29 protein-coding genes and 1 riboswitch are annotated in these 25,447 nt (G+C 67.5%); of the genes, 16 read left to right on the top strand and 13 right to left on the bottom strand.

Annotated features, from left to right (window positions below):
* Positions 1-11: 11 nt before the first annotated feature.
* The 6 genes from tolB to DPV74_RS02555 all read right to left on the bottom strand — a co-directional run bounded on the left by tolB (position 12) and on the right by DPV74_RS02555 (position 5,070).
* Positions 12-1,307, bottom strand: a complete 1,296-nt coding sequence (gene tolB / locus DPV74_RS02580; RefSeq protein WP_027788267.1) for a Tol-Pal system beta propeller repeat protein TolB — start codon at positions 1,305-1,307, stop codon at positions 12-14.
* 109 nt (positions 1,308-1,416) lie between these two features.
* Entirely contained in the window at positions 1,417-2,472 is a 1,056-nt protein-coding gene (tolA, locus tag DPV74_RS02575) for a cell envelope integrity protein TolA (RefSeq protein WP_119336440.1), read from the bottom strand.
* Positions 2,469-2,918 carry a protein TolR gene (gene tolR, locus DPV74_RS02570; RefSeq protein ID WP_011351075.1) on the bottom strand — a complete coding sequence of 150 codons (450 nt, stop codon included), beginning with the start codon at positions 2,916-2,918 and terminating at the stop codon, positions 2,469-2,471. Before tolR ends, tolA begins: the two co-directional genes overlap by 4 nt.
* 10 nt (positions 2,919-2,928) lie before the next feature.
* Positions 2,929-3,606, bottom strand: a complete 678-nt coding sequence (gene tolQ, locus DPV74_RS02565; RefSeq protein WP_021157170.1) for a protein TolQ — start codon at positions 3,604-3,606, stop codon at positions 2,929-2,931.
* Positions 3,607-3,736: 130 nt separating this feature from the next.
* Positions 3,737-4,222 carry a tol-pal system-associated acyl-CoA thioesterase gene (gene ybgC, locus DPV74_RS02560; protein ID WP_119336439.1) on the bottom strand — a complete coding sequence of 162 codons (486 nt, stop codon included), beginning with the start codon at positions 4,220-4,222 and terminating at the stop codon, positions 3,737-3,739.
* 101 nt (positions 4,223-4,323) lie between these two features.
* On the bottom strand, positions 4,324-5,070 hold the full coding sequence (locus DPV74_RS02555) for an SDR family NAD(P)-dependent oxidoreductase (RefSeq protein WP_059698893.1): 747 nt from the start codon (positions 5,068-5,070) through the stop codon (positions 4,324-4,326).
* Between the two features lie 180 nt (positions 5,071-5,250).
* Positions 5,251-5,351: riboswitch (ZMP/ZTP riboswitch) on the top strand.
* 137 nt (positions 5,352-5,488) lie between these two features.
* Between DPV74_RS02555 and glyA the strand changes: the two genes are divergently transcribed.
* From glyA to DPV74_RS02520, 7 genes are all read left to right on the top strand, one after another.
* On the top strand, positions 5,489-6,736 hold the full coding sequence (gene glyA / locus DPV74_RS02550; protein WP_027788263.1) for a serine hydroxymethyltransferase: 1,248 nt from the start codon (positions 5,489-5,491) through the stop codon (positions 6,734-6,736).
* Between the two features lie 6 nt (positions 6,737-6,742).
* The gene (nrdR, locus tag DPV74_RS02545) at positions 6,743-7,222 is read left to right on the top strand and encodes a transcriptional regulator NrdR (protein WP_006476792.1); all 480 of its coding nucleotides are present in this window, start codon (positions 6,743-6,745) and stop codon (positions 7,220-7,222) included.
* 153 nt (positions 7,223-7,375) lie between these two features.
* Positions 7,376-7,939: a GspH/FimT family pseudopilin gene (locus DPV74_RS02540; protein ID WP_119336438.1), complete on the top strand. Its 564-nt coding sequence runs from the start codon at positions 7,376-7,378 to the stop codon at positions 7,937-7,939.
* A 20-nt stretch (positions 7,940-7,959) separates the two neighbouring features.
* Entirely contained in the window at positions 7,960-8,349 is a 390-nt protein-coding gene (locus DPV74_RS02535; RefSeq protein ID WP_204356095.1) for a hypothetical protein, read from the top strand.
* Positions 8,339-9,172: a PilW family protein gene (locus DPV74_RS02530; RefSeq protein WP_119336437.1), complete on the top strand. Its 834-nt coding sequence runs from the start codon at positions 8,339-8,341 to the stop codon at positions 9,170-9,172. Before DPV74_RS02535 ends, DPV74_RS02530 begins: the two co-directional genes overlap by 11 nt.
* 140 nt (positions 9,173-9,312) lie before the next feature.
* Positions 9,313-9,837, top strand: a complete 525-nt coding sequence (locus tag DPV74_RS02525) for a hypothetical protein (protein WP_205571878.1) — start codon at positions 9,313-9,315, stop codon at positions 9,835-9,837.
* Complete coding sequence (locus DPV74_RS02520; RefSeq protein WP_119336436.1) at positions 9,834-10,268, top strand: type IV pilin protein; 435 nt, start codon at positions 9,834-9,836, stop codon at positions 10,266-10,268. The genes DPV74_RS02525 and DPV74_RS02520 overlap by 4 nt, the downstream gene beginning before the upstream one ends.
* Before the next feature lie 54 nt (positions 10,269-10,322).
* Here the strand turns inward: DPV74_RS02520 and DPV74_RS02515 are convergent, their stop codons facing one another.
* The 3 genes from DPV74_RS02515 to DPV74_RS02505 all read right to left on the bottom strand — a co-directional run bounded on the left by DPV74_RS02515 (position 10,323) and on the right by DPV74_RS02505 (position 11,625).
* Complete coding sequence (locus DPV74_RS02515) at positions 10,323-10,766, bottom strand: DUF3318 domain-containing protein (RefSeq protein ID WP_027788257.1); 444 nt, start codon at positions 10,764-10,766, stop codon at positions 10,323-10,325.
* A gap of 43 nt (positions 10,767-10,809) precedes the next feature.
* Positions 10,810-11,199 carry a phage holin family protein gene (locus DPV74_RS02510; RefSeq protein WP_060084030.1) on the bottom strand — a complete coding sequence of 130 codons (390 nt, stop codon included), beginning with the start codon at positions 11,197-11,199 and terminating at the stop codon, positions 10,810-10,812.
* 123 nt (positions 11,200-11,322) lie between these two features.
* Positions 11,323-11,625: a YqjD family protein gene (locus tag DPV74_RS02505; protein ID WP_006494044.1), complete on the bottom strand. Its 303-nt coding sequence runs from the start codon at positions 11,623-11,625 to the stop codon at positions 11,323-11,325.
* Positions 11,626-11,943: 318 nt separating this feature from the next.
* On the opposite strand from DPV74_RS02505, the gene DPV74_RS02500 reads away from it, so the two are divergent.
* Entirely contained in the window at positions 11,944-12,582 is a 639-nt protein-coding gene (locus DPV74_RS02500; protein WP_021157158.1) for a peroxiredoxin, read from the top strand.
* Positions 12,583-12,731: 149 nt separating this feature from the next.
* Here the strand turns inward: DPV74_RS02500 and DPV74_RS02495 are convergent, their stop codons facing one another.
* On the bottom strand, positions 12,732-13,919 hold the full coding sequence (locus tag DPV74_RS02495) for an acyl-CoA dehydrogenase (RefSeq protein ID WP_021157157.1): 1,188 nt from the start codon (positions 13,917-13,919) through the stop codon (positions 12,732-12,734).
* Between the two features lie 164 nt (positions 13,920-14,083).
* Here DPV74_RS02495 and DPV74_RS02490 point away from each other — a divergent pair, with 164 nt between their 5' ends.
* Both DPV74_RS02490 and DPV74_RS02485 read left to right on the top strand, forming a co-directional pair.
* Entirely contained in the window at positions 14,084-14,875 is a 792-nt protein-coding gene (locus DPV74_RS02490; RefSeq protein ID WP_027788256.1) for an IclR family transcriptional regulator, read from the top strand.
* Between the two features lie 155 nt (positions 14,876-15,030).
* Positions 15,031-15,441 (top strand): GFA family protein, encoded by a 411-nt coding sequence (locus DPV74_RS02485; RefSeq protein ID WP_027788255.1) that lies wholly within the window; start codon positions 15,031-15,033, stop codon positions 15,439-15,441.
* A 145-nt stretch (positions 15,442-15,586) separates the two neighbouring features.
* Here DPV74_RS02485 and DPV74_RS02480 read toward each other — a convergent pair whose 3' ends face one another.
* Positions 15,587-16,390: an EAL domain-containing protein gene (locus DPV74_RS02480; protein WP_027788254.1), complete on the bottom strand. Its 804-nt coding sequence runs from the start codon at positions 16,388-16,390 to the stop codon at positions 15,587-15,589.
* Between the two features lie 258 nt (positions 16,391-16,648).
* Here DPV74_RS02480 and DPV74_RS02475 point away from each other — a divergent pair, with 258 nt between their 5' ends.
* From DPV74_RS02475 to fahA, 6 genes are read left to right on the top strand one after another with little or no spacing between them, the layout of a single operon-like run.
* Positions 16,649-16,771 carry a hypothetical protein gene (locus DPV74_RS02475; RefSeq protein WP_257942895.1) on the top strand — a complete coding sequence of 41 codons (123 nt, stop codon included), beginning with the start codon at positions 16,649-16,651 and terminating at the stop codon, positions 16,769-16,771.
* A 16-nt stretch (positions 16,772-16,787) separates the two neighbouring features.
* Positions 16,788-18,440 carry an FAD-dependent oxidoreductase gene (locus DPV74_RS02470; protein ID WP_119336435.1) on the top strand — a complete coding sequence of 551 codons (1,653 nt, stop codon included), beginning with the start codon at positions 16,788-16,790 and terminating at the stop codon, positions 18,438-18,440.
* Positions 18,441-18,468: 28 nt separating this feature from the next.
* Complete coding sequence (locus DPV74_RS02465; protein ID WP_021157152.1) at positions 18,469-18,699, top strand: DUF2783 domain-containing protein; 231 nt, start codon at positions 18,469-18,471, stop codon at positions 18,697-18,699.
* Positions 18,696-20,057, top strand: coding sequence for an MFS transporter (locus tag DPV74_RS02460; RefSeq protein WP_119336434.1), 1,362 nt, complete (start codon positions 18,696-18,698; stop codon positions 20,055-20,057). Before DPV74_RS02465 ends, DPV74_RS02460 begins: the two co-directional genes overlap by 4 nt.
* 15 nt (positions 20,058-20,072) lie before the next feature.
* Positions 20,073-21,407 carry a homogentisate 1,2-dioxygenase gene (hmgA, locus tag DPV74_RS02455; RefSeq protein WP_059698909.1) on the top strand — a complete coding sequence of 445 codons (1,335 nt, stop codon included), beginning with the start codon at positions 20,073-20,075 and terminating at the stop codon, positions 21,405-21,407.
* On the top strand, positions 21,404-22,708 hold the full coding sequence (gene fahA / locus DPV74_RS02450; RefSeq protein WP_119336433.1) for a fumarylacetoacetase: 1,305 nt from the start codon (positions 21,404-21,406) through the stop codon (positions 22,706-22,708). The genes hmgA and fahA overlap by 4 nt, the downstream gene beginning before the upstream one ends.
* Before the next feature lie 168 nt (positions 22,709-22,876).
* Here fahA and DPV74_RS02445 read toward each other — a convergent pair whose 3' ends face one another.
* Entirely contained in the window at positions 22,877-24,037 is a 1,161-nt protein-coding gene (locus DPV74_RS02445; protein WP_060359560.1) for an MFS transporter, read from the bottom strand.
* A gap of 103 nt (positions 24,038-24,140) precedes the next feature.
* The gene (locus DPV74_RS02440; protein WP_119336432.1) at positions 24,141-25,310 is read right to left on the bottom strand and encodes an MFS transporter; all 1,170 of its coding nucleotides are present in this window, start codon (positions 25,308-25,310) and stop codon (positions 24,141-24,143) included.
* Positions 25,311-25,447 lie beyond the last annotated feature (137 nt).

The raw sequence follows: 25,447 nt of genomic DNA, 5'->3' as shown, positions 1-25,447 counted from the left end.
TCTCCTTGTGGTCATTGCATGAAGGGCCCCCACGACGGCTCACGTACGGAGCCGCCCTGGACGGACAGGATTTGCGGCGGCGCGCTGCCGTCGGAGGGCACTGCTGCCAGAACATTGCGACCACCCGACTGGGTAGCGTACAGAAGGTACTGGCCGTTTGCCGCGAAGCTCGGCGATTCGTCGCGATTCGTATTCGTGATGGCGTTCGCCGCGCCCGATTGCAGATCCTGAACGTACAGCTTGAAGCCCCCGCCCGTGCGGGAGATGTAAGCGAGCAGCTTGCCGTCCGGGCTGATACGCGGACTCGTGTTGTAGCTGCCGGTGAAGGTCACGCGCTGCGCGGCGCCGGCGCTTTCGCCCTGTGCGGGCATCCGGTAGATCTGCGGCGCACCGCCGCGATCGCTCGTGAAGTAGATCCAGCGGCCGTCCGGCGAGTAGAACGGCTCGGTGTCGATCGAGCTGCTCTGCGTGAGGCGGCGCAGGCCGCCGCCCGTCGAATTGACCGAATAGATTTGCGTATTGCCCGTCAGCGACAGCGCGACGGCCAGCGTGTTGCTGTCCGGCGACCATGCCGGTGCGCTGTTGTTGCCCTTCTGGTCGGAGACGATGTAGCGGCGGCCGGTCGGCAGGTCGTGGATGTAGACGATCGGCTTCTTGCGCTCGAACGACACGTACGCGACCTTCGTGCCGCTCGGCGACCACGACGGCGAGATGATCGGCTCGGTGCTCGACAGCGCGATGCGCGCGTTCTGGCCGTCCGAATCCGAGATCTGCAACTGGTAGCGGTTACCGGTCTTGATCACGTACGAGAGGCGCGTGGCGAACACGCCGCGCACGCCGAGCAGCTTCTGGTAGATGTAGTCGGCGATCTTGTGGCCGGCCGTGCGCAGCGTGGTGTCGGTGGCCGTCAGCGACAGGCCGCCGAGGCTTTGCTGCTTCACGGTGTCGTACAGGATGAAGTTGACCTTGTACTGGCCGTTCGCTTCGCGGTTCACGCTGCCGGCGACGAACGCATTGGCACCCTTCGCCTTCCATGCGCCGAGATCGACCGATGCGGTCTCCGGCACGGGCGTGCTGCCTGCGTCGATGTTGGTGAATTTGCCGCTGCGGGCGAGGTCGGCGCGGACGATCGACGTGACCTGCTGCGGCAGGTTCGCCTCGTTCGCGAAATTCGCGGTGGCGATAGGGAACTGGGTCGACCCGACACCGGTGATCAGCACGTTGACCTGGGCGTTAGCGGCGCTGCCCGCCGTAATCAGACACGAGGCCACGAGTGCCCTGAAACCTAGCTTTGTCATCAAACTCATGCTTCTTGCTTCCCGTATGGCTTGGATCGCTGCGCAACGGCAGAGACAGTAAAAATACCCGATTCGTTCCCGTCCGACAGCGACGCCCGGAGTGTAAGCGCATTTCGTTTCACTCCGCCGCCTTGAAGGTAATCGTAATGTCCGACGGGGTACGACCGTTAGAATCGGGCGGCAACGGGACCGATGCGTGGATCGCATTGACCACGGCTTGATCCCACCCCGAATTCCCGCTGGAGCGGGAGACCGATGCGCTCAATACGTCACCGGACGGCGTGCACCGAATCTTGACGACGGTGGTCAGGCCTGCCCGCTCGCCGCCCCAAACGATGTTCGGCTTGACGCGGCGGCGCACCTTGTCGGCATAGCCGGGCGTCGCGGCATTGCCGCCGGAGCCCGTGCCGGTGCCGCTTTTCGCGAGGCCTTCGCCGCCGCCTTCACCGGCGCCGGACAGGCCCTGCATCTGCGCGAGGCGCGCGCTGCGCTCGCGGTCGAGCTTCGCGTTCGCCGCCGCATTGGCCTTCGCGCGTGCCGTGGCTTCGGCCTTCGCCTTGGCCTGGGCTTCCGCCTTTGCCTTCGCGGCCGCGTCGGCCTTCGCCTTCGCCGCCTGCTGCGCTTCGAGCTGCGCCTGCTTCTGCTGCTGGAGTTTCTGCTGTTCGAGCTTCTGCTGTTCGGCAAGCTGCTGTTGCTTGAGCTTGTCGGCCTGTTTCTGCCGGTCGCGTTCCGCGGCCTTTTGCGCGGCGAGTGCGGCCGCCTGCTGCGCGGCAAGCTGCGCGCGCCGGGCTTCCTCTTCCTGTTGCGCCTTCAACTGCTGTGCGCGGCGCTGCTGCTCGAGCAGCGCTTCACGCGCGGCCGCTTCCTGCTGCCGCTTCTTCTGCTGCAGCGCGATGTCGGCCTGCTCGTCGCGCACGGGGGGAGCGGGCGGCGCGACCTTCACGGGCGGCGTGGGCGTGACGACGGGCCGCGGCGCGGGCACGTCGGGCACCTCGGTCCACAGCTCGGCTTCGGCGCCGGCCGGCGTGCTGTTCTGCCACTGCACGCCGTGATAGAGGAACAGCGCGAGCAGCACGTGCATCAGCGCGGCGAGCGCGAATGCGCGCCAGGTACCGCGCTCGCGGGGAGGCTGAGGCGGGTAGGCGGAGCTGCGCGTGGATTGCTGCCAGTTCATTGCGATTTGACGAGGAGGCCGACGCGCTTGACGCCGCGCGCCTTCAGATCGGACATCACGGTCATGACTGCATCGTACTGCACGGTCTTGTCGGCCGCGATCACGACCGGCTGGTCGGGATGATCGGCCTGCCGGGCCACGATGAAGCTGTCGAGCTCGGCCTTCGTCATCGTGTCTTCCTGGGTCGCGCCCGAGTCGCCCTTGTACTTGACGCTCATCGTGCGATCGGCCTTGATGTTGACGACGACGGGCGGCGTCTGCTCCTGCGGCGCGGCGTTGCCGACGGTCGGCAGGTTGATGATCGACGGGGCGACGAGTGGTGCGGTGACCATGAAGATCACGAGCAGCACCAGCATCACGTCGATGTACGGCACGACGTTGATGTCGGCCATTGCACGGCGCGAGCGGCCGCCGCGCATGCTGGATCGGATGGGGCTTCCTGCCATGGCGCGCTCCTTACTGGGCCTGACGCTGCAGGATGTTCGAGAACTCTTCGATGAAGGTCTCGAAGCGGATCGCGAGGCGGTCGATATCGTGCGCGTAGCGGTTGTACGCGACCACGGCCGGAATCGCGGCGAACAGGCCGATCGCGGTGGCGACGAGCGCCTCGGCGATGCCTGGCGCGACGTTCGCGAGCGTGGCCTGCTGCACGTTCGCGAGGCCGCGGAACGAATTCATGATCCCCCAGACCGTGCCGAACAGGCCGATGTACGGGCTGACCGAGCCGACCGACGCGAGGAACGCGAGGTTCGCTTCGAGCACGTCCATTTCACGCTGGAACGACGCGCGCATCGCGCGGCGTGCGCCGTCGAGCACGAGGCCCGGATCGCTGATGCGCTTTTCCTTCGCCTTCAGGAACTCGCGCATGCCCGATTCGAAGATCCGCTCGAGCGCGCCGATCGTGTGGCGGTTGTTGGCTGCGCTCTGGTACAGCGCCTGCAGGTCGCCGCCCGACCAGAAGTCCTTCTCGAAGCGTTCGGTCTGCGCGCGTGCGCGGCGGATCGCGAACCACTTGCGGAAGATGAAGGTCCACGACATCAGCGACAGCAGCAGCAGCAGCCCCATCACGGCCTGGGCCAGCACGCTCGCATTGAGGACGAGGGAAATGATCGACAGGTCTTGAGAAGTGTTCATAGAGGTTTGAGTAACGTCCCTTCGGGGCGCCCGGTATGCGTGCGGCGCGGCGCGCCGGCCATGCCTGGCGCCGAACCTTGCTTAGTATCGAATCAGAAAGGCAAGTTCATAGGCTGTGTCTAAACGGCGCTCATGCGAGCTTCGTTGACAGTGCAGTCTGCCCGTCGTCGGTGACGGGCCCGCGTTCCAGCGCGTCGAGCACGGCCGGCGGGATCGCCGCGGGCCGGATGCCGGTACGGTCGACGCAACCGAGGCGGATGTGCCCGGCCACGAGCAGCGTGTCTCCACACCAGGCTTCCTGCGTGAACTCCACCGATGCGCGGCCGATGCGTCCGGGCCGGCTCGTGATCGCCAGGGTGTCGTCGAGTCGCGCCGGTGCGCGGTAGTCGAGCGACGTGCTGCGGACGACGAAGATCGCACCGGTCTCGTCGGCGAGCCGACGCTGGTCGATGCCGCAGGCGCGCAGCCACTCGGTGCGGGCGCGTTCGAAGAACTTCAGGTAGTTGGCATAGAAGACGATGCCGCCTGCGTCGGTATCCTCGTAGTACACGCGCACCGGCCAGATGAAGCCGGAGGGCGCTTCCGGGGAGCGGGTAGGCTGGGTCATGGCGCGCATTCTACCGGAAGGCAGGAGCCTGATTCGTAACCGATTCGTAACGGAATGTAGTATGCGGTAGCACACTGCTGGCCGGCCCGAAGGGGCCGGCCAGCGGGGCTTCAGCCTCGGTGGACGGTCGGGCCGCCGGGTGCTTGCGCGATCGGCATCAGCTCGATCGTGTTGACGTTGACATGCGCCGGGCGCGTCGCGATCCAGTAGATCGTGTCGGCGATGTCCTCGGGCATGAGCGGCTGGACGTTGTTGTAGACGTTCGCCGCTTTTTCGTTGTCGCCGCGATAACGAACGTTCGAGAATTCGGTGCCGCCGCACAGGCCGGGCTCGACGTCGGTGACGCGCAACGGCGTGCCGAGCAGGTCGGCGCGCAGGTTCAGGCTGAATTGTCTGACGAAAGCCTTGGTCGCCCCGTAGACGTTTCCGCCAGCATAAGGGTACGAACCCGCGACCGAGCCAAGATTGAAGATATGGCCGCGGCCGCGCTCGATCATGCCGGGCAGCAGCGCGTGCGTGACCGTGACGAGGCCCGTGCAGTTCGTGTCGATCATCGTGTGCCATTCGTCGAGGCTGGCCTTTTGGGCCGGCTCGACGCCGAGCGCGAGGCCGGCGTTGTTGACGAGCACGTCGAGCGCCGCGAATTCGGCGGGAAGGGCGGCCGGTACGGCCTCGACGGCCGCGCGATCGCGTACGTCGAGCTCGAGCGGCAGAAGGGAATCGCCGAGTTCGGCGGCGAGCGCATCGAGACGATCCTTGCGACGCGCGGTCGCGACGACGCGGTGGCCTCCGTTGACAAAGGCACGGGCGATGGCGGCGCCGAAGCCGGCGGACGCGCCTGTGACGAACACGATCATTGCTGCTCCTGGTCGAAGACAAAATAGCGGGTGATATCCCGCAAGCCTACTGAGAATGCCGCACCGCGGCAAGGCGGCAAAGCGTTCCGGCACGGGCGCGTAGAGTCTGGCCCCAATTGCTCCGGGCGCACCGCCGTGCGGTTGCCTATTCATGACGCATCCAATACACTAACGCGCTCATCACCCCTGCGTGACTGGCGATAGAACCCTTCGGGTTCAAGGTGGAGCATCCCACCGTGAAGCGCGGGGCGCCGTTTTTGCCGTTCGCCTGGGCAGCCGTTGTGCGCCGTCGCGTGCATCGCCGGTGGCTGTCCTGCCTCGCGTCATACGGATTCCTCCGCCACGTCGAGCTGGTCCCGCCAGCAGCGCACCGTACTCGGCCACTTCGGTCAACCTGTACACACTTAACGGAAACCGTATGTTTGACAGAGCCCAAAGCACCATCGCGAACGTCGATCCCGAAATCTTTGCTGCGATCGAGCAGGAAAACCGCCGCCAGGAAGATCACATCGAGCTGATCGCGTCGGAAAACTACACGAGCCCGGCGGTGATGGCCGCGCAGGGTTCGCAGCTCACGAACAAGTACGCGGAAGGCTATCCGGGCAAGCGCTACTACGGCGGCTGCGAATACGTGGACGTGGTCGAGCAGCTGGCGATCGATCGCGTGAAGCAGCTGTTCGGCGCGGAAGCGGCGAACGTGCAGCCGAACTCGGGTTCGCAGGCGAACCAGGGCGTGTTCTTCGCGATGCTCAAGCCGGGCGACACGATCATGGGCATGAGCCTCGCGCACGGCGGCCACCTGACGCACGGTTCGCCGGTGAACATGTCGGGCAAGTGGTTCAACGTGGTGAGCTACGGCCTGAACGAGAACGAAGACATCGACTACGAAGCGGCCGAGAAGCTTGCGCAGGAACACAAGCCGAAGCTGATCGTCGCGGGCGCGTCGGCATTCTCGCTGAAGATCGATTTCGAGCGTCTGGCGAAGATCGCGAAGTCGGTCGGTGCGTACCTGATGGTCGACATGGCGCACTACGCCGGCCTGATCGCGGCAGGCGTGTACCCGAACCCGGTGCCGCACGCGGACTTCGTGACGACGACGACGCACAAGAGCCTGCGCGGCCCGCGCGGCGGCGTGATCCTGATGAAGGCGGAGTACGAGAAGCCGATCAATTCGGCGATCTTCCCGGGGATCCAGGGCGGCCCGCTGATGCACGTGATCGCGGGCAAGGCGGTGGCGTTCAAGGAAGCCCTGTCGCCGGAATTCAAGGCGTACCAGGAGAAGGTGGTCGAGAACGCACGCGTGCTGGCTGAAACGCTGGTGAAGCGCGGCCTTCGCATCGTGTCGGGCCGCACGGAAAGCCACGTGATGCTGGTCGACCTGCGCGCGAAGAACATCACGGGCAAGGCAGCGGAAGCCGCGCTCGGCGCCGCGCACATCACGGTCAACAAGAACGCGATCCCGAACGATCCGGAAAAGCCGTTCGTGACGAGCGGCGTGCGCCTGGGCTCGCCGGCGATGACGACGCGCGGGTTCGGTCCGGCGGAAGCGGAACAGGTGGGCAACCTGATCGCTGACGTGCTGGAAAACCCGGAAGATGCAGCGACGATCGAGCGCGTGCGTGCGCAGGTCGCCGAGCTGACCAAGCGTTTCCCGGTCTATCGCTGATCGACGATGCGCTGCCCGTTCTGCCGGCATGACGACACGCAGGTCGTGGACTCGCGCGTGTCCGAAGATGGCGCCGCGATCCGGCGGCGCCGTCGCTGCTCGGCTTGCGACAAGCGCTTCACGACGTACGAGCGGGTCGAGTTGTCCCTGCCGTTCGTCGTGAAGAAGGACGGCAGCCGCACGGAATTCGACCGTCGCAAGATCGTCGCCAGCATGCAACTCGCGCTGCGCAAGCGGCCGGTTGCTGCCGACGCGATCGACGCGGCGGTCGCCCGCATCGAGTATCAACTGCTCGCGACAGGCGAGCGCGAAGTGCGTAGCGAGAAGCTCGGCGAACTCGTGATGAACGAGTTGCGCGGCCTCGATACGATCGCTTATGTCCGCTTCGCATCGGTGTATCGCCGGTTCGAGGACGTTTCCGAATTTGCCGACGTGATCGAAGAGTTCCGTCGCGCCTCTCCCGCCAAGACTCCGCGTAAGCGCTGACGCGCTGCGTCCGTTCATCGTCTTCTCCGTTGGATCAGTTCGCGCCGATTGTGTCGGTCGCGATCGCATGCCGCCAGTCGGCCGTTCGGCAAATGGCGCGCGTCCGCACGCGTCGCTACAGTCGTCGCATCACCTTGGCGAAGGACGGCTGCGATGGGACTGCACGCTTTACCCCTGAAAAATGTGTTGCGCCGCTCGGGCGGGTTCACGCTCGTCGAGCTGATGGTCGCCCTCTCGCTGGCGGCCGGGCTCGCGCTCCATGCGGCGCCCGCGTTCGATCAGTGGCGCATGCGTGAACGTGTGGATGCACGCTCGCGCGCGCTGCTCGGCGCGCTGTCGTTTGCGCGTACCGAGGCGATGCGCCTCGGCGTGCGCGTCACGCTGTGCAGGGCCGGGAGCGGCGGCACCTGTTTGCGTGCGGGTGAACGGTGCGATCCGGCCGAATGGTCGTGCGACTGGATCGTCAGCGGGCAGGTCGACGGGCAGTCACGCGTGCTGAGGCGCTATCCGCGCGATGCCGAAGTGGCCGTCGCGGGTGCGGCCCACGATCTCGCGTTTGCGCCGCCGGTCGGTCAGGCAATCGGTGGTATCCGGCGGTTCGAATTGAGTCCACGGCGCGACATATCGGAGGCTGACGCCACACGTGCGTCGCGTTGCGTGCGGATTGCGGCAGGTGGCCGGGCGCGGGTTGTCGCCGGCCGCTGCGATGCGGCGTGAGTGTCATGATGCGCAACGCAATGCGCGGCACGTCGTTGCTCGAAGCGATGCTGGCCGTCGCGCTCCTCGCGGCCGTAATGCTGGCCGTGGCGGGCAGCCAGCTTGCGATGGCGCGTGCGCAGCGCGCGACGATCTGGCGTGAGCGCGCGCTGTGGCTGGCTGATGCGCGTATCGAGCGCTTGCACGTAGCCGCGCAGGCTGACGATGGCCTCGCGGCGCGGGCCGCGGCGTCGCTACCCGGCGGCGCGATGATGCGTGGCGATGGGCCGGGTGGCGTCAGCTACGCGGTTGTCGGCTGGCGCGGCGGTCATTCGGCTACCGGGCCGCGATGCGATGCGACGGGCAGGCCGGCGCAGCCGCCTTCTTGCGTCCGGATTCCGTATCGGGAGACTGACGCCGATGAACGCTGATCGCCGCATGCGTGCGCATACGCTGCTTGAAGTATTGATTGCGATGACGGTCGGTCTGCTCGTGCTCGCGGCGGCCGTTGCGCTGCTCCACGCGCAGCGCATCGCCCAGCGGCGTGCGGACGACGGGTTCCGGATGCGCGATGCGGCCGGCACCGCACTGATGCTGATCGGCCAGCAGATCCAGATGGCAGGATTCCGGCCGCTCGATGCAGGGGGCGTGTCGTCGTTGCCGCCGGTGTTCGGCTGTTCGATGGCGCGTGTGAGGGGAAGTGGCGCGCAAGTACGGTGCGAGCCCGTGCGCGCTGCATCGGATGCGCTGCTGATCCGGTATGTCGGCGACGCCGTGTCGACGTGGCCCACCGTTAGCGGCCAGGTGCCGGATTGCCTCGGGCAGGGTATCGGCGGGGCCGGCGAACGTGCGCCGGTGGAGAACCGCTTCGATGTGCACGTTAGTCCGTCGACGGGCGAGCCCGAACTGTATTGCGAAGGAAACGGCCGTCCGGGCACACCACAGCCGGTCGTGTCGGGAATCGATCAGTTGCGGGTGCGCTATCTTCGTCGCGACGGCACGCAGTTCGTCGATGCCGATGCCATGCGCGTCGACGACTGGCACGAGGTCGTGGCCGTGCATGTCTGCGTGCGGGCGCGCGGTGAACCGTCGGGCGAGCCGGCGCGGCACATCGACTGCGATGGCCGCACCGTCGTTGCACAAGACGGCCGCGCGCGCATGACGCTCGATCGCATCGTCGCATTGAGGAATGTCGCGGGCACATTTGACGATACGCCGCGCGATGCAACGGATGACCGCGAGGTGCTGCGATGAACGGAGCGGGGCGGCACGTGCCGCAGCGGTCGGCATGCGTCGCGGCAGGCAACCCGCACGAGCGTGTCGCGACAAGTGGCGAAGGCCTGCGGCGGGCTGCGGGTGCGGAGGCCCTGGCGTCGAGACGGCGAGCGCTGCACATGCGCTTGCGGTCAACCATCCGCGATCGGCGTCGCGAAGCGGGCCTTGCATTGCCCGCGGTGATCGCGGTCGGCGCGGCGGTTGCGGCGCTGACAGGCACGTGGTTCGAAGCTGCACTGACGGAATCGCGCCGCACGCGCGCGTTGTCCGATCGGCTGGTCGCATTTCACGCGGCCGATGCCGCGCTTGCCGCGTGCACCGCGCGATTGCGCCGGGGCTCGGCGCCCTACGTAAGCGAAGGCGAGTCGCACGCGGAGCCCGACGCGTGGCGGCGCACGCCGGCGCTGGCGGCGGCCGAAGCGTTCGCGCCGTTCGCAGGATGGCCGGCGGTCGTGCAACCGCCGCGATGCCTGATCGAAGCGTGGCGTGGGGCCGGGCCGCCCGATGCCCTTGCGTACGTGGTCACCGCGCGCGGTGTCGGTGCGCATGCATCGAGCGCCGTCTGGCTGCAGCATCAGGTCGCGATCCGCGACGGATACATCGTCGCCTTGCGCTGGCGTCACGTCGCGACGGTGCTTCGATGAGCGGTCGCCCATCCATGCAACGCTCGGCGGGATTCACGCTGATCGTGCTCGCGATCGTCGCGGTGCTGGCCGGATGGGGCATCCCGTCGTATCGCGAGCATGTGGCGCGCGCTCATCGCGCATCGGCAGTCGCCGCGCTGTACCGGGCGGCCCAATATCTCGAAACACTGGAGGGGGGGCCGCCTTCGGCATTGCCCACGGCGCTCGTGCAAGCGCCGCCGGACGGGCGCGCGGTCTATCGTCTGGCGCTCCGGCGGCCGGACAGCGACGATTCGCCCGTGAGCTATGAGCTGGAAGCCATTCCGCTCGACACCGGCCCGATGCACGGCGATGCATGCGGCGCATTCACGCTGCGCTCGGACGGGACGAAAGGCAACGTCCGAAGTGATGCCGTCGACGAACAGGTCGCCGCGTGCTGGGGTGTGCGTTGAGTTCGAATGAAAGGCGCGCCACGGCGGATGGCCGGGCGCGCGGGATGGCGACGATCAGTCGTCGTGCGCGTCGAGCCCGCGCTCGTCGCGGGACGCCTTCCAGATCCGGTAGACCTCCCATGCAGCGAAACCGAGGGTGCCCCACTTCAGCGCGGGCCCCGCGCTCGCGCGCAGCAGCGAGCGAACGGGTTTGGCGAGCACGAGCGATGCGAGCGAACTCAGCATCGGATACTGGTTGACGAGCTGGCCGAGGCTCGCGTTCAGGTTCTTGGCGGACTGGCTGAACTTGTTGCTGGACAGGCCGGGGATGAACACCTTGAGCCAGCTGAAGCGCGTGACGGCCTGGCGCATTTCGCCGGCGGCTTCCGCGAGTTCGAGCCGCTCGACTTCGGATCGCAGGATCAGCAGTTCCTTGCGGAGCGCGCGATGCTGCGACGCGCTCCAGTTCGATCGCGACGAATGGGAGCGGGGGGAATTGCCCGTGACGTTCTGGCTCATGGCGCGTCGGCGAAGTAGGTGGGAGGGGTGAGCGCGACTGCGTTCACGGCTTGCCGCGGAACAGTTCGCGGTCTTTCTCGAGTTCGGCGAGCGTCGCCTCGAATACGGTCGGCGCGTCGCGCAGGCCCGAACGGGCTTTCAGTGCGCACGTGATCCCGCCTGCGGCATAGAGCGCGGTGATCGCCGCGAGCGACTGCCAGCGGTAGGTATCCCAGAACGCGATCGCGACGAGTACGGTCAGGCTGATGAGTGCCATCGTCGCGAGCATCATCGCGGCGAGCCCGAGGAACAGCACGCCCATCAGGCGCTCCTTCTCCTCGGCAAGCTCGATGCCCACCAGTTCGAGGCGCGTTTGCAAAAGCCCGATCGCGGAGCCGACGAGGCGGCGCAGCGGTCCTTGGCCGGACGGCTGCGAGGTGGTGTCTGTCGTCATGGGTGAGGTGCGTGCGCGTGCAGTGTGCAGCTAGGACAAAGCCGGCCGGCGGAAACCGCCGGCTGGCTTCGACGCCCGCAGGCCGCGTGAAGCGGCCCGCGGGACGGAACGACGCAGGGCGCGTTACTTGCGGTTGATCAGCAGGCCGATCAGCACGCCAACGCCGGCGGCGACGCCGATCGACGTCCACGGATGCTCGTGCACGTAATCGTCGGTCGCGCGTGCGGCCTTCTTACCTTTCTCGACCACGACGACCTGGACGTCGGCTGCCTTTTCCTTGGCCTGCTTCAGGCGCGACATGGCTTTCTCGCGCAGCTCGGCCGCACGGTCGCCCGTGCTGCTCGCAGCTTGCTTGAGCAGGTCTTCGGCGTCCGAGAGAACGGTTTTGATATCCGACATCAGTTTCTCCTTGTTGATTTCCGACATTGCAACTCCCTTCATGCTGTCATGCTGCAGGTTCACATCGTAGCGAAACGCCTGCCTGCTGGCGAGCCGGGAAGACACACGACGGCAGCGCAAGACCGCATGGTAAACGACTTGTAATGATCAACAGAGCGGCAAACGGGGTGAAAAGTTTCCCGCAGGGCTGCCCGCGCTGCACCGACACCGGGCAAAAATGACAAAAAAGTATGAATATCAAACGGAATAATCGTTCGCATGCCCCATTGCTTCCCGTAAGCTGACACACTTTCCCGCGCCGACCCGGGCGCGGTTTCAACCAGCATCGTTCGAGGAGGGAACATCATGAGTCTGCGTCTTGGCGACATCGCACCGGATTTCGAGCAGGAATCGAGCCTGGGCCCGATCAAGTTTCACGAGTGGCTGGGTGACGGCTGGGGTGTCCTGTTCTCCCATCCGGCCGACTACACGCCGGTATGCACGACCGAACTCGGGCTGACCTCGAAGCTGAAGGGCGAATTCGAGAAGCGCAACGTGAAGGTGATCGCGCTGTCGGTCGACGGTGTCGAATCGCACAAGGGCTGGATCAACGACATCAACGAAACGCAGTCGACGGTCGTCGGCTTCCCGATCATCGCCGATGCGGACCGCAAGGTTTCGCAGCTGTACGACATGATCCACCCGAACGCGAACGAAACGCTGACGGTGCGTTCGCTGTTCGTGATCGACCCGAACAAGAAGGTGCGGCTCATCATCACGTATCCGGCCAGCACGGGGCGCAACTTCGACGAAGTGCTGCGCGTGATCGACTCGCTGCAACTGACCGACAACTACAAGGTCGCGACGCCCGGCAACTGGAAGGATGGCGACGACGTCGTGATCGTGCCGTCGCTGCAGGATCCGGAAGAGCTGAAGAAGCGCTTCCCGAAGGGCTTCAAAGCAGTGCGTCCGTATCTGCGCCTCACGCCGCAGCCGAACAAGTAAGCATCTGCGGCACGTGAACGCGTACCGGGCCGCCGGCCCGGAGTGCGTTTCCGATGAAAAACGGCCCGCCCGGCAGTGATGCCGGGCGGGCCGTGTCTTTTATGCATGCGCGGCGCGGCATGGCTGCCGGGCGGGCCGCAGCCGGACGATCAGAAGAACGCCTGGATGCCCGTCTGCGCACGGCCGAGGATCAGCGCGTGGATGTCGTGCGTGCCTTCGTACGTGTTGACCACTTCGAGGTTCACGAGGTGGCGCGCGACGCCGAATTCGTCGGAGATGCCGTTGCCGCCGAGCATGTCGCGCGCGAGCCGGGCGATGTCGAGCGCCTTGCCGCACGAGTTGCGCTTCATGATCGACGTGATCTCGACGGCCGCCGTGCCTTCGTCCTTCATCCGGCCGAGGCGCAGCACGCCTTGCAGGCCGAGCGTGATTTCGGTCTGCATGTCCGCGAGCTTCTTCTGGATCAGCTGGTTCGCGGCGAGCGGCCGGCCGAACTGCTGGCGGTCGAGCACGTACTGGCGCGCGGTGTGCCAGCACGATTCGGCGGCGCCCAGCGCGCCCCACGCGATCCCGTAGCGGGCCGAGTTCAGGCACGTGAACGGGCCGCGCAGGCCGCTCACGTTCGGCATCAGGTTCTCTTCCGGTACGAACACCTCGTCGAGGACGATCTCGCCGGTGATCGATGCGCGCAGCCCGACCTTGCCGTGGATCGCGGGCGCCGACAGGCCCTTCCAGCCCTTCTCGAGGATGAAGCCGCGGATCGCGTCCTTGCCGTTCTCCTCGAGCTTCGCCCACACGACGAACACGTCGGCGATCGGCGAGTTCGTGATCCACATCTTCGCGCCGGACAGCGAGTAGCCGCCGGGCACCTTCTTCGCGCGGGTGACCATGCTGCCCGGGTCGGAGCCATGGTTCGGCTCGGTCAGCCCGAAGCAGCCGATCCATTCACCGGTCGCGAGTTTCGGCAGGTATTTCTGCTTCTGCGCGTCGGAGCCGAATTCGTAAATCGGCACCATCACGAGCGACGACTGGACGGACATCATGGACCGGTAGCCCGAATCGACGCGTTCGACTTCGCGCGCGATCAGTCCGTAGCTCACGTAATTGAGGCCGGGGCCGCCGTATTCCTCGGGAATCGTCGGGCCGAGCAGGCCGACTTCGCCCATCTCGCGGAAGATTTCGGCGTCGGTGCGCTCGTGGCGGAACGCCTCGGTGACGCGCGGGGCGAGCTTGTCCTGCGCATACGCCTGCGCCGCGTCGCGCACCATCCGCTCTTCTTCGGTCAGTTGCTGGTCGAGCAGCAGCGGATCGTCCCAATGAAAAGTTGCAGCACTCATCGTCTCATCTCCTGTCGGGCAGAGTTGGCGCTTCAGCGCTTACTCTGGCCCCATGCTTAGCGGTCGGTTCGGTCTTCCAGCCGGGCCCCATGCCAAAAGTTCGCTTGACTGGAGTTCCGCTGTGCGGAACAATGTTTTGCAAATCGAACCCAGTGTAGCACCAGATGACACTTTCAACCATCGACGAAACCACGATTGACGAGCGCAAGTTCGTCGTCGCGCTCGCGCGCGGGCTCGACCTGCTGCGCGCATTCCGGCCCGGCGAGACGATGCTCGGCAACCGCGACTTCGCGGAGCGCACCGGGCTGCCGAAGGCGACCGTGAACCGGCTCGCCTATACGCTGACCGTGCTCGGCTACCTGCGCTACGACGAGACGCTCGGAAAGTATGCGCTCGACGCCGGCGTGCTGTCGCTCGGCTACGCGCTGCTGTCCGGCTCGGGGACGCTCGACCTCGCGCGGCCGCACATGCAGGCGCTCGCGCGCGACATCGGCGCGGCCGTGTCGCTCGGCTGCCGCGACGGGCTCGACATGATCTATCTGGAGACGATCCGCAGCGAGACCGCGCTGACGCTCGGGCTCGCACCCGGTTCGCGGCTGTCGATGCTGACGAGCTCGATGGGGCGCGCGTACCTGGCCGTGCAGCCGGAGGACGTGCGCCGCGCGCTCTATGCGGAGCTGCACCGCGCGGCCGGCGGTGCGGCCGACGCCGATGCGCTCGTCGCCGCCGCGCAGCACGCGGTGGCCGAGTTCTCGGCGGGCGGCTGCTGTTATTCGTTCCGGGCGTGGCACATGGACGTCAACGCGGCGGCCGTGCCGTTTCGCGAGCCGCGCGAGGGGCGCTGGCTGATCCTGAGCTGCAGCGGCCCCGCATCGTCGATGGACGAGGAGGTGTTTCGTACGCAGGTCGGGCCGAAGCTGAAGGCGCTCGCGCAACGGCTCGGGCAGACGGCCTGAGAAACGCGGTGCGCGTTGCCCTCGCACCGCAACCGCGTCGTCGCCGGTGAAGGTGAGGGGGATGGTGACGGCGGGCGGCGGCTGCCGCCGTCTCTTGTGCCGCGCTCGAACCGCGCTCATCATCGATCGCCAGCTTCCCGACGACGAGGTCTGCGATGTCTCACCCGGAATCCATGGAAGGCGGATGCGCGTGCGGCGCGATCCGCTACCGTATCGCCCAGGTCCCGACCGACGCCGGCTTCTGCCACTGCCGGCTCTGCCAGCGCACGACCGGTGCGGCGGTCGTCGCATCGGCATCGGTGCCGATCGACGCGTTCGAATACCTGCAGGGCGAACCGACCGTCTACGCGTCGAGTGCGTGGGGCGAGCGGCGCTTCTGCGGCCGTTGCGGCGCGCAGCTCGAATACCGGCTGATCGACGCGCCGAAAACGGTCGAGATCAATTACGCCACGCTCGATGAGCCGTCGCGGCTACGGCCGGCCTGGCACGTCTGGTATGGGGATCGTTTCCCGGGCATCGAGATCGACGACGATCTGCCCAAGTACGACGATGGCGGAAGCGCGTAGGCGGTAACCGTCTGCCCTGACGGGCAGGCGTCGAGCCGCGGGTCACGCCCGGCCACCCGATCGCTTCATCCTTCTTCAAGCGGCGCCACACCCTCGCCGCGCATCCGGCGCGCCGCTCCCCGCGTGCGCCGGCTACCTCATCCGTTCAGGCCGTCACGACCTTCGCGAACACCGGCCCCTGCATGAACCGCACGTCGTGCTGGCGCAGCAGCTCGCACTGCGTTTCGTCGACGACGCCGTCGAAGATCAGCGGAATCCGCACGCGCTGCGCATACGCGACGAGCGCCTTGACCATCCCGTCGCGCAACGCGATGCCCGCATCCATCTTGATGTAGTCGGGGCGCGCCATGTCCGATTCGACCGCGAGGATGCGGCCCGGGTCGGGCAGCTTGTCCGCCACCTTGAAGCCGTGATGCTGGTAGCTGCGTGTCAGGTAGCCGAGGAAGGTCTTGTGCGCGACCGCGACCGCCGGCAGCTCGATCACGATCCGCTCGGTCGGCAGCCCGAAGCGCTGCAGCACCGACGAGAAATGCTTGCCGTGGTCGTACTTCACGCTTTTCAGCAGGCGTTCGTGCACGCGCAGGAACAACAGCCCGTGGCGCTGGGCGCCGAAGAAATTGATCGCGTGCAGCGCGCGCGACAGGCGGTCGATCGCCACGAGCGTCTGGTCGTCGACGGCCGAGTCGACCGGATCGTGCGGCGCGCCCGTGACGACCGTCACGGCCTGGAAGCCGAGCTCGTCGCCATAGCGCTCGATGGCGTCGGCGAACGACGTCGATTGCGGCGCGCCCGGCATCGTCACGTCGTAGATCGGTTCGTAGGCGCTGCCGAGCGTGCGCTCGGGCAGGTTCGCGCTTGCGGTGCCGCCATCGGCGAGCGCGAGGTGATCCCGCAGGTACGGCAGTTGCCCGGCACGGGCGACCAGCTCGGGAATGGTGGGCGGAATCATCGGCGTAAGAAGGAAAAACGGCGGCCGAACGGGCCGCCTCGTAGCTTGATATTAGCAGTGCCGGCCAAGGTCGGCTCGGCGTTTCACTTATATGGTTATCCCGTCTCCGAGCCTTCGCCTAGGGTTTACGTTGATTTCACTATTCGTAATTGGTTTTACTATTCGTAAATCCAGAATTTGTCGCCGATCAAGAAATGCGGCAGGCGGGCGCCGCGAAACGGCGCCGTTCGCGAATCAACAGGAAGCAAGGAGCGAGACGTGGCGGTTGACAGGAATGGCACGCGGGACGGCGGCGCGGCGCGCCGGCAGGCGACGGGCGGGATGACGGGCGGGATGACGGGCGGGATGACGGGCGAGCCGGCGCCCGCCCGGCAGGGTTGAGGGGCGGACGGCGACCATGAGCATCGATTACCAGACGCTGAAGTTCGAATACCGTCCGCGTGCGCAGGACGCAACCGTTCACCCGGTGATCGTCGTCGGCGCGGGCCCGGTGGGTCTCGCGGCGGCGATCGACCTCGCGCAGCAGGGCGTGCCCGTCGTGCTGCTCGACGACGACGACACGCTGTCCACCGGCTCGCGCGCGATCTGCTTCGCGAAGCGCACGCTCGAGATCTTCGACCGGCTCGGCTGCGGCGAGCGCTTCGTCGACAAGGGCGTCAGCTGGCACGTCGGCAAGGTGTTCCTGCAGGACGAGCAGCTGTACGCATTCGACCTGCTGCCCGAGGAAGGGCATGCGCGCCCCGCGTTCATCAATCTGCAGCAGTACTACGTCGAAGGTTATCTGGCCGACCGCGCGTTCGAGCTGCCGAACATCGATATCCGCTGGAAGCACAAGGTGACGGGCATCGAGCAGGCGGCCGAACACGCGGTGCTGACGATCGAGACGCCGGAAGGCACCGCGACGCTGCGCGCGCAGTACGTGATCGCGGCCGACGGCTCGCGCAGCCCGATGCGCACGATGATGGGCCTCGAAAGCCACGGCCGCACGTTCAAGGACCGCTTCCTGATCGCCGACGTGAAGATGAAGGCGGAGTTTCCGACCGAGCGCTGGTTCTGGTTCGACCCGCCGTTCCACCCCAATCAGTCGGTGCTGCTGCATCGCCAGCCCGACAACGTGTGGCGCATCGACTTCCAGCTCGGCTGGGATGCCGATCCGGTCGCCGAGAAGCAGCCGGAGCGCGTGATCCCGCGCGTGCGCGCGCTGCTCGGACCGGACGTCGAGTTCGAGCTCGAATGGGTGAGCGTCTATACGTTCCGCTGCCAGCGGATGGATACGTTCCGCCACGGCCGCGTGCTGTTCGCGGGCGACTCCGCGCACGGCGTGTCGCCGTTCGGCGCGCGCGGCGCGAACAGCGGCGTGCAGGACGCCGACAACCTCGCCTGGAAGCTGAAACTCGTGCTCGACGGCCGTTCGGCCGACAGCCTGCTCGATACGTATGCGAGCGAGCGCGAGTTCGCGGCCGACGAGAACATCCGCAACTCGACGCGCTCGACGGACTTCATCACGCCGAAAAGCCCGGTGTCGCGCGTATTCCGCGACGCGACGCTGAAGCTCGCGCGCGACTGCGAGTTCGCGCGCAAGCTCGTGAACAGCGGCCGCCTGTCGGTGCCGGCGGTGCTGGCCGATTCGCCGCTGAACACGCCGGACCGCAATGGCGACGCATTCGCGGGCGCGATGCGCCCGGGCGCGGCGGCAGCCGATGCGCCGGTGCGTGCGCAGGGCGCGTCGGGCTGGCTGCTGCAGCATCTGGGCAGCGGCTTCACCGGCGTGCTGTTCGGGCTGCCGGGCGATGCGGGCGCGCTCGCGCAGGCGCTCGACGGCCTCGTGCTGCCGGTGCGGCCCGTGCTCGTTGTGCCGGCCGGGCACGCGCAGCCGGTCGCGGGTGTCGACGTCGTGGAGGACGTCGACGGTTTCGCCGCGCAACGCTACGACGCGAAGCCCGGCACGTTCTACCTGCTGCGCCCCGACCAGCATGTCTGCGCCCGCATGCGCACGCTCGAGCGTCAGGCGCTTGCCGACGCACTGGCGCGCGCGACCTGCGCACGCTGAATACGATAAAGACACCGGAGACTCCGTCATGCCCTCACTCGACACCCGCCCGCGCCTGGCCGACCCGGACGCGTTCTACGAAGCGCTGATCGACATGCATCGCGACCTGTCCGACGCCGACAGCCAGCTCGTCAACGCGAAGCTGATCCTGCTGCTCGCGAACCAGATCGGCGACGCCGACGTGCTGCGCGAAGCGATGGCGCTCGCGCGCCAGGGCGTGACGCCGCCCGTGCATCCGGCCGCCGAGGTCGCGCAATGAGCGCGGCGCCGGCCGACGCACGCGTGCTCGAAGTCGAGCACGTGATCGACGAAACCCATCGCCCGGGCTTTCACTGGATGCTGCTCGTGCTGTGCGGGCTGTGCCTCGTGATCGACGGGTTCGATGCGCAGGCGATGGGCTACGTCGCCCCGAGCGTGATTGCCGAATGGGGCGTGCCGAAACAGGCGCTCGGGCCGGTGTTCAGCGCAAGCCTGTTCGGGATGCTGCTCGGCGCGCTCGGGCTGTCGGTGCTGGCCGACCGGATCGGGCGGCGCCCGGTGCTGATCGGCTCGACGCTGTTCTTCGCGGTGACGATGCTCGCGACGCCGTTCGCGGGTTCGATCCCGGTGCTGATGGCGCTGCGCTTCGTCACGGGCCTCGGCCTCGGTTGCATCATGCCGAACGCGATGGCGCTGGTCGGCGAGTTCAGCCCGGCCGCGCATCGCGTGAAGCGGATGATGATCGTGTCGTGCGGCTTCACGCTCGGCGCGGCGCTCGGCGGCTTCATCAGCGCCGCGCTGATTCCGGCGCTCGGCTGGCGCTCGGTGTTCTTCGTCGGCGGCGCGGTGCCGCTCGTGCTCACGATCGCGATGGTCGCGCGGCTGCCCGAATCGCTGCAGTTCCTGGTGCTGAAAGGGCGCGTCGCGCAGGCGCGCGACTGGCTCGCGGGTTTCGCGCCGCAGGCCGGCATCGATGCGAACATGCGGCTCGTCGTGCGCGAGCGGGCCGCGACCGGCGCGCCGGTCGCCGAGCTGTTCAGCCATGGCCGCCTGCCGGTCACGCTGCTGCTGTGGGCGATCAGCTTCATGAACCTGATCGACCTGTATTTCCTGTCGAACTGGCTGCCGACGGTGATGCGCGATGCCGGTTATTCGCCGGGTACGGCCGTGATCGTCGGCACGGTGCTGCAGACGGGCGGCGTGATCGGCACGCTGTCGCTCGGCTGGTTCATCGAACGCTACGGCTTCGTGCGCGTGCTGTTCGCCTGCTTTGCATGTGCCGCGGTGTCGGTCGGGCTGATCGGCTCGGTCGCGCATGCGCTGCCGTGGCTGCTGGCGGTCGTGTTCGCGGGCGGGTTCTGCGTGGTCGGCGGGCAGCCGGCCGTGAACGCGCTCGCGGGCCAGTATTACCCGACGTCGCTGCGCTCGACGGGCATCGGCTGGAGCCTCGGCATCGGCCGGATCGGCTCGGTGCTCGGGCCGCTCGTCGGCGGGCAACTGATTGCGCTCAACTGGTCGAACGGCGCGCTGTTCCACGCGGCCGCGGTGCCCGTGCTGTGCTCGGCGCTGTTCGTCCTCGGGCTTGCGGGCGTAACGCGGCGCAACGGCGTGCAGGCGCCGACCGCCGCCACGAATTGAGGGAGAAAGGAAACGATGACGCTTGACCTGTCGAAACCGGCAAACGCCGGCTACCTGAGCGGTTTCGCGAACGAATTCGCGACCGAGGCACTGCCCGGCGCGCTGCCGCACGGCCGCAACTCGCCGCAGCGCGCGCCGTACGGGCTGTATGCGGAGCAACTGTCGGGCACCGCGTTTACCGCGCCGCGTGGCCACAACCGCCGCTCGTGGCTGTACCGCATCCGCCCGGCGGCCGTGCATCGGCCGTTCGAGCCGTACGCGGGCCCGCAGCGGCTCGTGTCGGAATTCGGCGACTCGGCCGACGTGCCGCCGACGCCGCCGAACCAGCTGCGCTGGGACCCGCTGCCGATGCCGGTCGAGCCGACCGATTTCGTCGAAGGGCTGGTGACGATGGCCGGCAACGGGTCGGCCGCCGCGATGAACGGTTGCGCGATCCACCTGTACGCGGCGAACCGCTCGATGCAGGACCGCTTTTTCTACAGCGCGGACGGCGAACTGCTGATCGTGCCGCAGCAGGGGCGCCTGTTCATCGCGACGGAATTCGGCCGGCTCGACGTCGAGCCGTTCGAGATCGCGGTGATCCCGCGCGGCGTGCGTTTTTCCGTCGCGCTGCCGGACGGCAATGCGCGCGGCTACATCTGCGAAAACTTCGGCGCGCTGCTGCGTCTGCCGGACCTCGGCCCGATCGGCTCGAACGGTCTCGCGAACCCGCGCGACTTCCTGACGCCGCAGGCCGCTTACGAAGACCGCGAAGGCGCGTTCGAGCTGATCGCGAAGCTGAACGGCCGGCTGTGGCGCGCGGACATCGGCCATTCGCCGCTCGACGTCGTTGCGTGGCACGGCAACTACGCGCCGTACAAATACGACCTGCGCCTGTTCAACACGATCGGCTCGATCAGCTACGACCATCCCGATCCGTCGATCTTCCTGGTGCTGCAGTCGCAGAGCGACACGCCGGGCGTCGACACGATCGACTTCGTGATCTTCCCGCCGCGCTGGCTCGCGGCCGAGGATACGTTCCGCCCGCCCTGGTTCCACCGCAACGTCGCGAGCGAGTTCATGGGGCTCGTGCACGGCGCGTACGACGCGAAGGCCGAAGGCTTCGTGCCGGGCGGCGCGAGCCTGCACAACTGCATGTCGGGCCACGGGCCCGACGCGGACACGTTCGAGAAGGCGTCCGCGAGCGATACGAGCAAGCCGCACAAGGTCGACGCGACGATGGCGTTCATGTTCGAAACCCGCACGCTGATCCGGCCGACGCGCTACGCGCTCGACACCGCGCAGCTGCAGGCCGACTACTTCGAATGCTGGCAAGGCATCAGGAAACACTTCAATCCGGAGCAAAGATGAGCGATACCCAAGACTGGCGCGCGACGCTCGACCCGGCCCGCAAGAGCTGGGTCGAGACGGCGAACGATCCCGCCTGCGATTTCCCGATCCAGAACCTGCCGTTCGGGATCTTCAGCGATGCGAAGCAGACGGCGCGCCGCGCCGGCGTCGCGCTCGGCGACCGGATCGTCGATCTCGCCGCGCTCGCACGCACGGGCCTCGTGACGCTGCCGGCCGGCACCGACGTGTTCGCCGCGCCGACGCTCAATCCGTTCATCGCGCTCGGCCGCGACGCATGGCGCAGCGTGCGCGTGCAGCTGTCGGACCTGTTCTCGCGCGACAACCCGCGGCTGCGTGACGATGCGGCGCTGCGCGCGCAGGTGCTCGTCGCGCAGCGCGACGCGACGCTGCATCTGCCGGTCGAGATTCCCGGCTACACCGATTTCTATTCGTCGAAGGAGCATGCGACCAACGTCGGTTCGATGTTCCGCGATCCGAAGAACGCGCTGCTGCCGAACTGGTCGGAGATGCCGATCGGCTATAACGGACGTGCGTCGTCGGTGGTCGTGAGCGGCACGCCGGTGCGGCGCCCGAACGGGCAACTGAAGCTGCCCGACCAGGAGCGTCCGGTGTTCGGCGCGTGCCGCAAGCTCGACATCGAACTGGAGACCGGCTTCATCGTCGGCCGCGGCAATGCGCTCGGCGAGCCGATCGCGTGTGAGGACGCGGAAGCACATATCTTCGGGATGGTGCTGCTGAACGACTGGAGCGCGCGCGACATCCAGCAGTGGGAATACGTGCCGCTCGGCCCGTTCAACGCGAAGACCTTCGCGACGACGATCTCGCCGTGGATCGTCACGCTCGATGCGCTCGAACCGTTCCGCGTCGCGCAGCCCGAGCAGTCGCCGCAGCCGCTCGCGTATCTGCGGCATGCGGGCAAGCATGCGTTCGACATCGCGCTCGAAGTGACGCTGCGCGCGGAAGGGGCGGCGGAGGCGACGTCGATCTGCCGCACGAATTTCAGGCACATGTACTGGACGATGGCGCAGCAGCTCGCGCATCACACGGTGGCCGGCTGCAACACGCGCGTGGGCGACCTGATGGGTTCGGGCACGATCAGCGGGCCGACGAAGGATTCGTTCGGCAGCCTGCTCGAGCTGACGTGGAACGGCAAGGAGCCGGTTGCGCTGAACGGCGGCGGCAGTCGCGCGTTCATCGAGGACGGCGACGAGCTCACGCTCGCCGGATGGTGCCAGGGCGACGGCTATCGCGTCGGCTTCGGCACGTGTGCCGGCAAGATCCTGCCCGCGCGGAGCGCGTGACGGGGCGCGGCGCGACACGCAACAAGTCGTCCGGAAGGACAGGGCGGCCCGCATTGCGCGGGCCGTTTTCGTTTGGCAGGCCGGGGGCGGCGCGTGTGCGTCCGTGTGGGGCGCCGAGTGCGAGCGTCAATGTTTGCGTTTGCGTCTGCGACATCGACAGCACCGATATCAGACCGCGCGCTGCAACGCGGCGCGGCGCTCCCACAGCGCGGCCGCGACGAACGCGGCGACACAGACGACCAGCACGCCGACCAGCGCGTTGCTGCCCAGTTGCTCCATCAACGCGCCGGCGACCAGCGGGCCGCCGAAGCTCGCGGCGCTCCACGACGCCGACACGAGCGAACTCGCGGTGACGAGCGCCGCGCCGCGGAAGCGTTCGCCGCACGCGACGAGCGACAGCGTGTAGATGCTGCCGGCCGCCGCGCCGAGCACGAACAGCAGCGGCCAGCACAGCCACGGGTTCGCGATGACGAGCGGCAGCAGCGGCAGGCCGGCCAGCACGATCCAGCCCGCACCGAGGTGCACGCGTTCGCGGCCGAGCTTGTCCGCGAGCCAGCCGATCGGAAACTGCATCGCGGTATCGCCGCACAGCATGATCGACGCGAGCAGCACGGCCGTGGCGCTCGCGACGCCGTGATCCATCGCGTAGAGCGGCAGCAGCGACAGCGCGAGCGTATCGAACAGGGCGAAGAAACCGGTGCCGATGATCAGCGCGGGCATGCGCGGCAGCACGTCGAGCCAGCGGCCGTGCGCTTCGTGATGCGCGTCGTCGCCGGCGAGCGGCGCGCGCCGGATCGTCGCGAGCGTCGGCAGCGCGAGCAGGAACAGCGCGCCGCACAGCGCGAAGCGGATGCTCGTCGCACCGGCGATCTGGCTCACGAGCACGGGCCCCGCCATCTGGAACAGCGTGAAATTGGTCGCATAGATCGCGACGACGCGGCCGCGCGTCGAATCGTCGGCGAGCTGGTTGACCCACGCCTCGCCGATCGTGAACAGCAGCATCAGCGCGGCGCCGCACAGCACGCGCAGCGCGCCCCACAGGATCAGGTTCGACGTGAACTGCATCAGCGCCGTGGCTGCCGCGAGCAGCACGACCGATACGACGATCGCGCGGCGCGAGCCGATGTGGCGTGCGAGCGCGGTGACGAACGGGACGATCGCGAGGCCGCCGAGGGCCTGCGCGGCGGTCAGCATGCCGACGACGTTGGTGCCGTGCCCGGCCTCGGTCAGCGCGAGCGCGGTGAGCGGCAGCGTGGCGCCGGTGCCGAGGCCGACGACCGCGACGCTCAGGATCAGCGCGAGGAAATCGCGATTCAGAATGGCTTTCATCGGCCGGGATGCTACACCGCGGACCTTGAAAGGTCCATGAAGGCCATCAGGTTCGGATGGTGTTGCTGGCGTTGCGCGCGCAACGAATGCGCGCGCGGCGGCGTTACACGTATTCGGTCGGCACGGTCACCGGGCGGCGTTCGAGCGACGCCGACCACAGCGTGAGCGCCAGCGCGGCGACGGCCATCGCGACGCCGACCCACGGCAGGCTCACGAGCGACACGCCGGAGCCGATCGCCATCCCGCCGAGCCACGCGCCGGTTGCGTTGCCGAGGTTGAACGCGCCCTGGTTCAGCGTCGATGCGAGGTTCGGCGCATCGCTTGCGCGGTCGACGATCAGGATCTGCAGCGGCGGCACGATCGCGAACGCGAGGATGCCCCACACGAAGATCGTCGCGAGCGCGGCGAACGGCAGGTGCATCGTGCCCGCGAACAGCGCGAGAACCACGCCGATCAGCGCGAGCGTCGCGATCAGCGACGGCATCCGGCGCCAGTCGGCGAGCTTGCCGCCGAGCGTGCCGCCCACCGTCAGCCCGAGGCCGAACAGCAGCAGCACGTAGGTGACCTGGCGCGGGGAGAAGCCCGTCACGTCCTCGAGGATCGGCGTGATGTACGTGAACACGCTGAACAGGCTTGCCGACGCGAGCACGCTGATGCCGAGCACCATCAGCACCTGCGGATGCTTCAGCACGCTGAATTCGCGCGTGATGCTGGTGTCGGGCATCGCGAGGTTCCTCGGCAGGCACACCGCGAGCGCGGCGGCCGCGGCGAGGCCGATGCCGGTGACGGCCCAGAACGTCGCGCGCCAGCCGAATGCCTGGCCGAGCGCGGTGCCGAGCGGCACGCCGAGCACGTTCGCGAGCGTGAGGCCGGTGAACATCAGGGCGATCGCCTGTGCGCGGCGGTTCGGCGCGACGAGGTTGCTCGCGACCACCGAGCCGATCCCGAAGAACGCGCCGTGGCAGAACGCGGTGACGACGCGCGCGGCCATCAGCACCGCGTAGCCCGGTGCGATCGCGCAGAACAGGTTGCCCGCGATGAACAATCCGATCAGGCCCATCAGCGCGCGCTTGCGCGGCATCTTCGCGGTGACGATCGCGAGGATCGGCGCACCGATCGTCACGCCGAGCGCGTAACCCGACACGAGCATCCCGGCGGCCGGGATCGTCACGCCGAGATCGCGCGCGACGTTGGGCAGCAGCCCCATGATCACGAATTCGGTGGTACCGATTCCAAATGCGGCGACGGCGAGGGCGAAAAGAGGTAAGGGCATCGCGGTGGGCTCGGGAAAAGCCGCCGCTCGGGCTGGCGCAGGATGCGCGGGACGGGCGGACGGGAAGGCGAACGACAGCCGCGATTCTACTTCAGTGAAAACCCCTATGCTTGGGGCCAAAACGGATGTTGCCGGCG

Origin of the sequence: Burkholderia sp. HAN2018 (assembly GCF_024704855.1) — a bacterium.
GTDB lineage: Bacteria > Pseudomonadota > Gammaproteobacteria > Burkholderiales > Burkholderiaceae > Burkholderia > Burkholderia cepacia.
The sequence above is the reverse complement of the archived record's forward strand: the minus strand, read 5'-3'. Positions and strand labels throughout refer to the sequence as shown.

Bases quoted from the DNA above. Each gene is read 5' to 3' on its own strand.
- tolB (WP_027788267.1), bottom strand. From the start codon at position 1,307: ATGAGTTTGATGACAAAGCTAGGTTTCAGGGCACTCGTGGCCTCGTGT.
- tolA (WP_119336440.1), bottom strand. From the start codon at position 2,472: ATGAACTGGCAGCAATCCACGCGCAGCTCCGCCTACCCGCCTCAGCCT.
- tolR (WP_011351075.1), bottom strand. From the start codon at position 2,918: ATGGCAGGAAGCCCCATCCGATCCAGCATGCGCGGCGGCCGCTCGCGC.
- tolQ (WP_021157170.1), bottom strand. From the start codon at position 3,606: ATGAACACTTCTCAAGACCTGTCGATCATTTCCCTCGTCCTCAATGCG.
- ybgC (WP_119336439.1), bottom strand. From the start codon at position 4,222: ATGCGCGCCATGACCCAGCCTACCCGCTCCCCGGAAGCGCCCTCCGGC.
- DPV74_RS02555 (WP_059698893.1), bottom strand. From the start codon at position 5,070: ATGATCGTGTTCGTCACAGGCGCGTCCGCCGGCTTCGGCGCCGCCATC.
- glyA (WP_027788263.1), top strand. From the start codon at position 5,489: ATGTTTGACAGAGCCCAAAGCACCATCGCGAACGTCGATCCCGAAATC.
- nrdR (WP_006476792.1), top strand. From the start codon at position 6,743: ATGCGCTGCCCGTTCTGCCGGCATGACGACACGCAGGTCGTGGACTCG.
- DPV74_RS02540 (WP_119336438.1), top strand. From the start codon at position 7,376: ATGGGACTGCACGCTTTACCCCTGAAAAATGTGTTGCGCCGCTCGGGC.
- DPV74_RS02535 (WP_204356095.1), top strand. From the start codon at position 7,960: ATGCGCGGCACGTCGTTGCTCGAAGCGATGCTGGCCGTCGCGCTCCTC.
- DPV74_RS02530 (WP_119336437.1), top strand. From the start codon at position 8,339: ATGAACGCTGATCGCCGCATGCGTGCGCATACGCTGCTTGAAGTATTG.
- DPV74_RS02525 (WP_205571878.1), top strand. From the start codon at position 9,313: ATGCGCTTGCGGTCAACCATCCGCGATCGGCGTCGCGAAGCGGGCCTT.
- DPV74_RS02520 (WP_119336436.1), top strand. From the start codon at position 9,834: ATGAGCGGTCGCCCATCCATGCAACGCTCGGCGGGATTCACGCTGATC.
- DPV74_RS02515 (WP_027788257.1), bottom strand. From the start codon at position 10,766: ATGAGCCAGAACGTCACGGGCAATTCCCCCCGCTCCCATTCGTCGCGA.
- DPV74_RS02510 (WP_060084030.1), bottom strand. From the start codon at position 11,199: ATGACGACAGACACCACCTCGCAGCCGTCCGGCCAAGGACCGCTGCGC.
- DPV74_RS02505 (WP_006494044.1), bottom strand. From the start codon at position 11,625: ATGTCGGAAATCAACAAGGAGAAACTGATGTCGGATATCAAAACCGTT.
- DPV74_RS02500 (WP_021157158.1), top strand. From the start codon at position 11,944: ATGAGTCTGCGTCTTGGCGACATCGCACCGGATTTCGAGCAGGAATCG.
- DPV74_RS02495 (WP_021157157.1), bottom strand. From the start codon at position 13,919: ATGAGTGCTGCAACTTTTCATTGGGACGATCCGCTGCTGCTCGACCAG.
- DPV74_RS02490 (WP_027788256.1), top strand. From the start codon at position 14,084: ATGACACTTTCAACCATCGACGAAACCACGATTGACGAGCGCAAGTTC.
- DPV74_RS02485 (WP_027788255.1), top strand. From the start codon at position 15,031: ATGTCTCACCCGGAATCCATGGAAGGCGGATGCGCGTGCGGCGCGATC.
- DPV74_RS02480 (WP_027788254.1), bottom strand. From the start codon at position 16,390: ATGATTCCGCCCACCATTCCCGAGCTGGTCGCCCGTGCCGGGCAACTG.
- DPV74_RS02470 (WP_119336435.1), top strand. From the start codon at position 16,788: ATGAGCATCGATTACCAGACGCTGAAGTTCGAATACCGTCCGCGTGCG.
- DPV74_RS02465 (WP_021157152.1), top strand. From the start codon at position 18,469: ATGCCCTCACTCGACACCCGCCCGCGCCTGGCCGACCCGGACGCGTTC.
- DPV74_RS02460 (WP_119336434.1), top strand. From the start codon at position 18,696: ATGAGCGCGGCGCCGGCCGACGCACGCGTGCTCGAAGTCGAGCACGTG.
- hmgA (WP_059698909.1), top strand. From the start codon at position 20,073: ATGACGCTTGACCTGTCGAAACCGGCAAACGCCGGCTACCTGAGCGGT.
- fahA (WP_119336433.1), top strand. From the start codon at position 21,404: ATGAGCGATACCCAAGACTGGCGCGCGACGCTCGACCCGGCCCGCAAG.
- DPV74_RS02445 (WP_060359560.1), bottom strand. From the start codon at position 24,037: ATGAAAGCCATTCTGAATCGCGATTTCCTCGCGCTGATCCTGAGCGTC.
- DPV74_RS02440 (WP_119336432.1), bottom strand. From the start codon at position 25,310: ATGCCCTTACCTCTTTTCGCCCTCGCCGTCGCCGCATTTGGAATCGGT.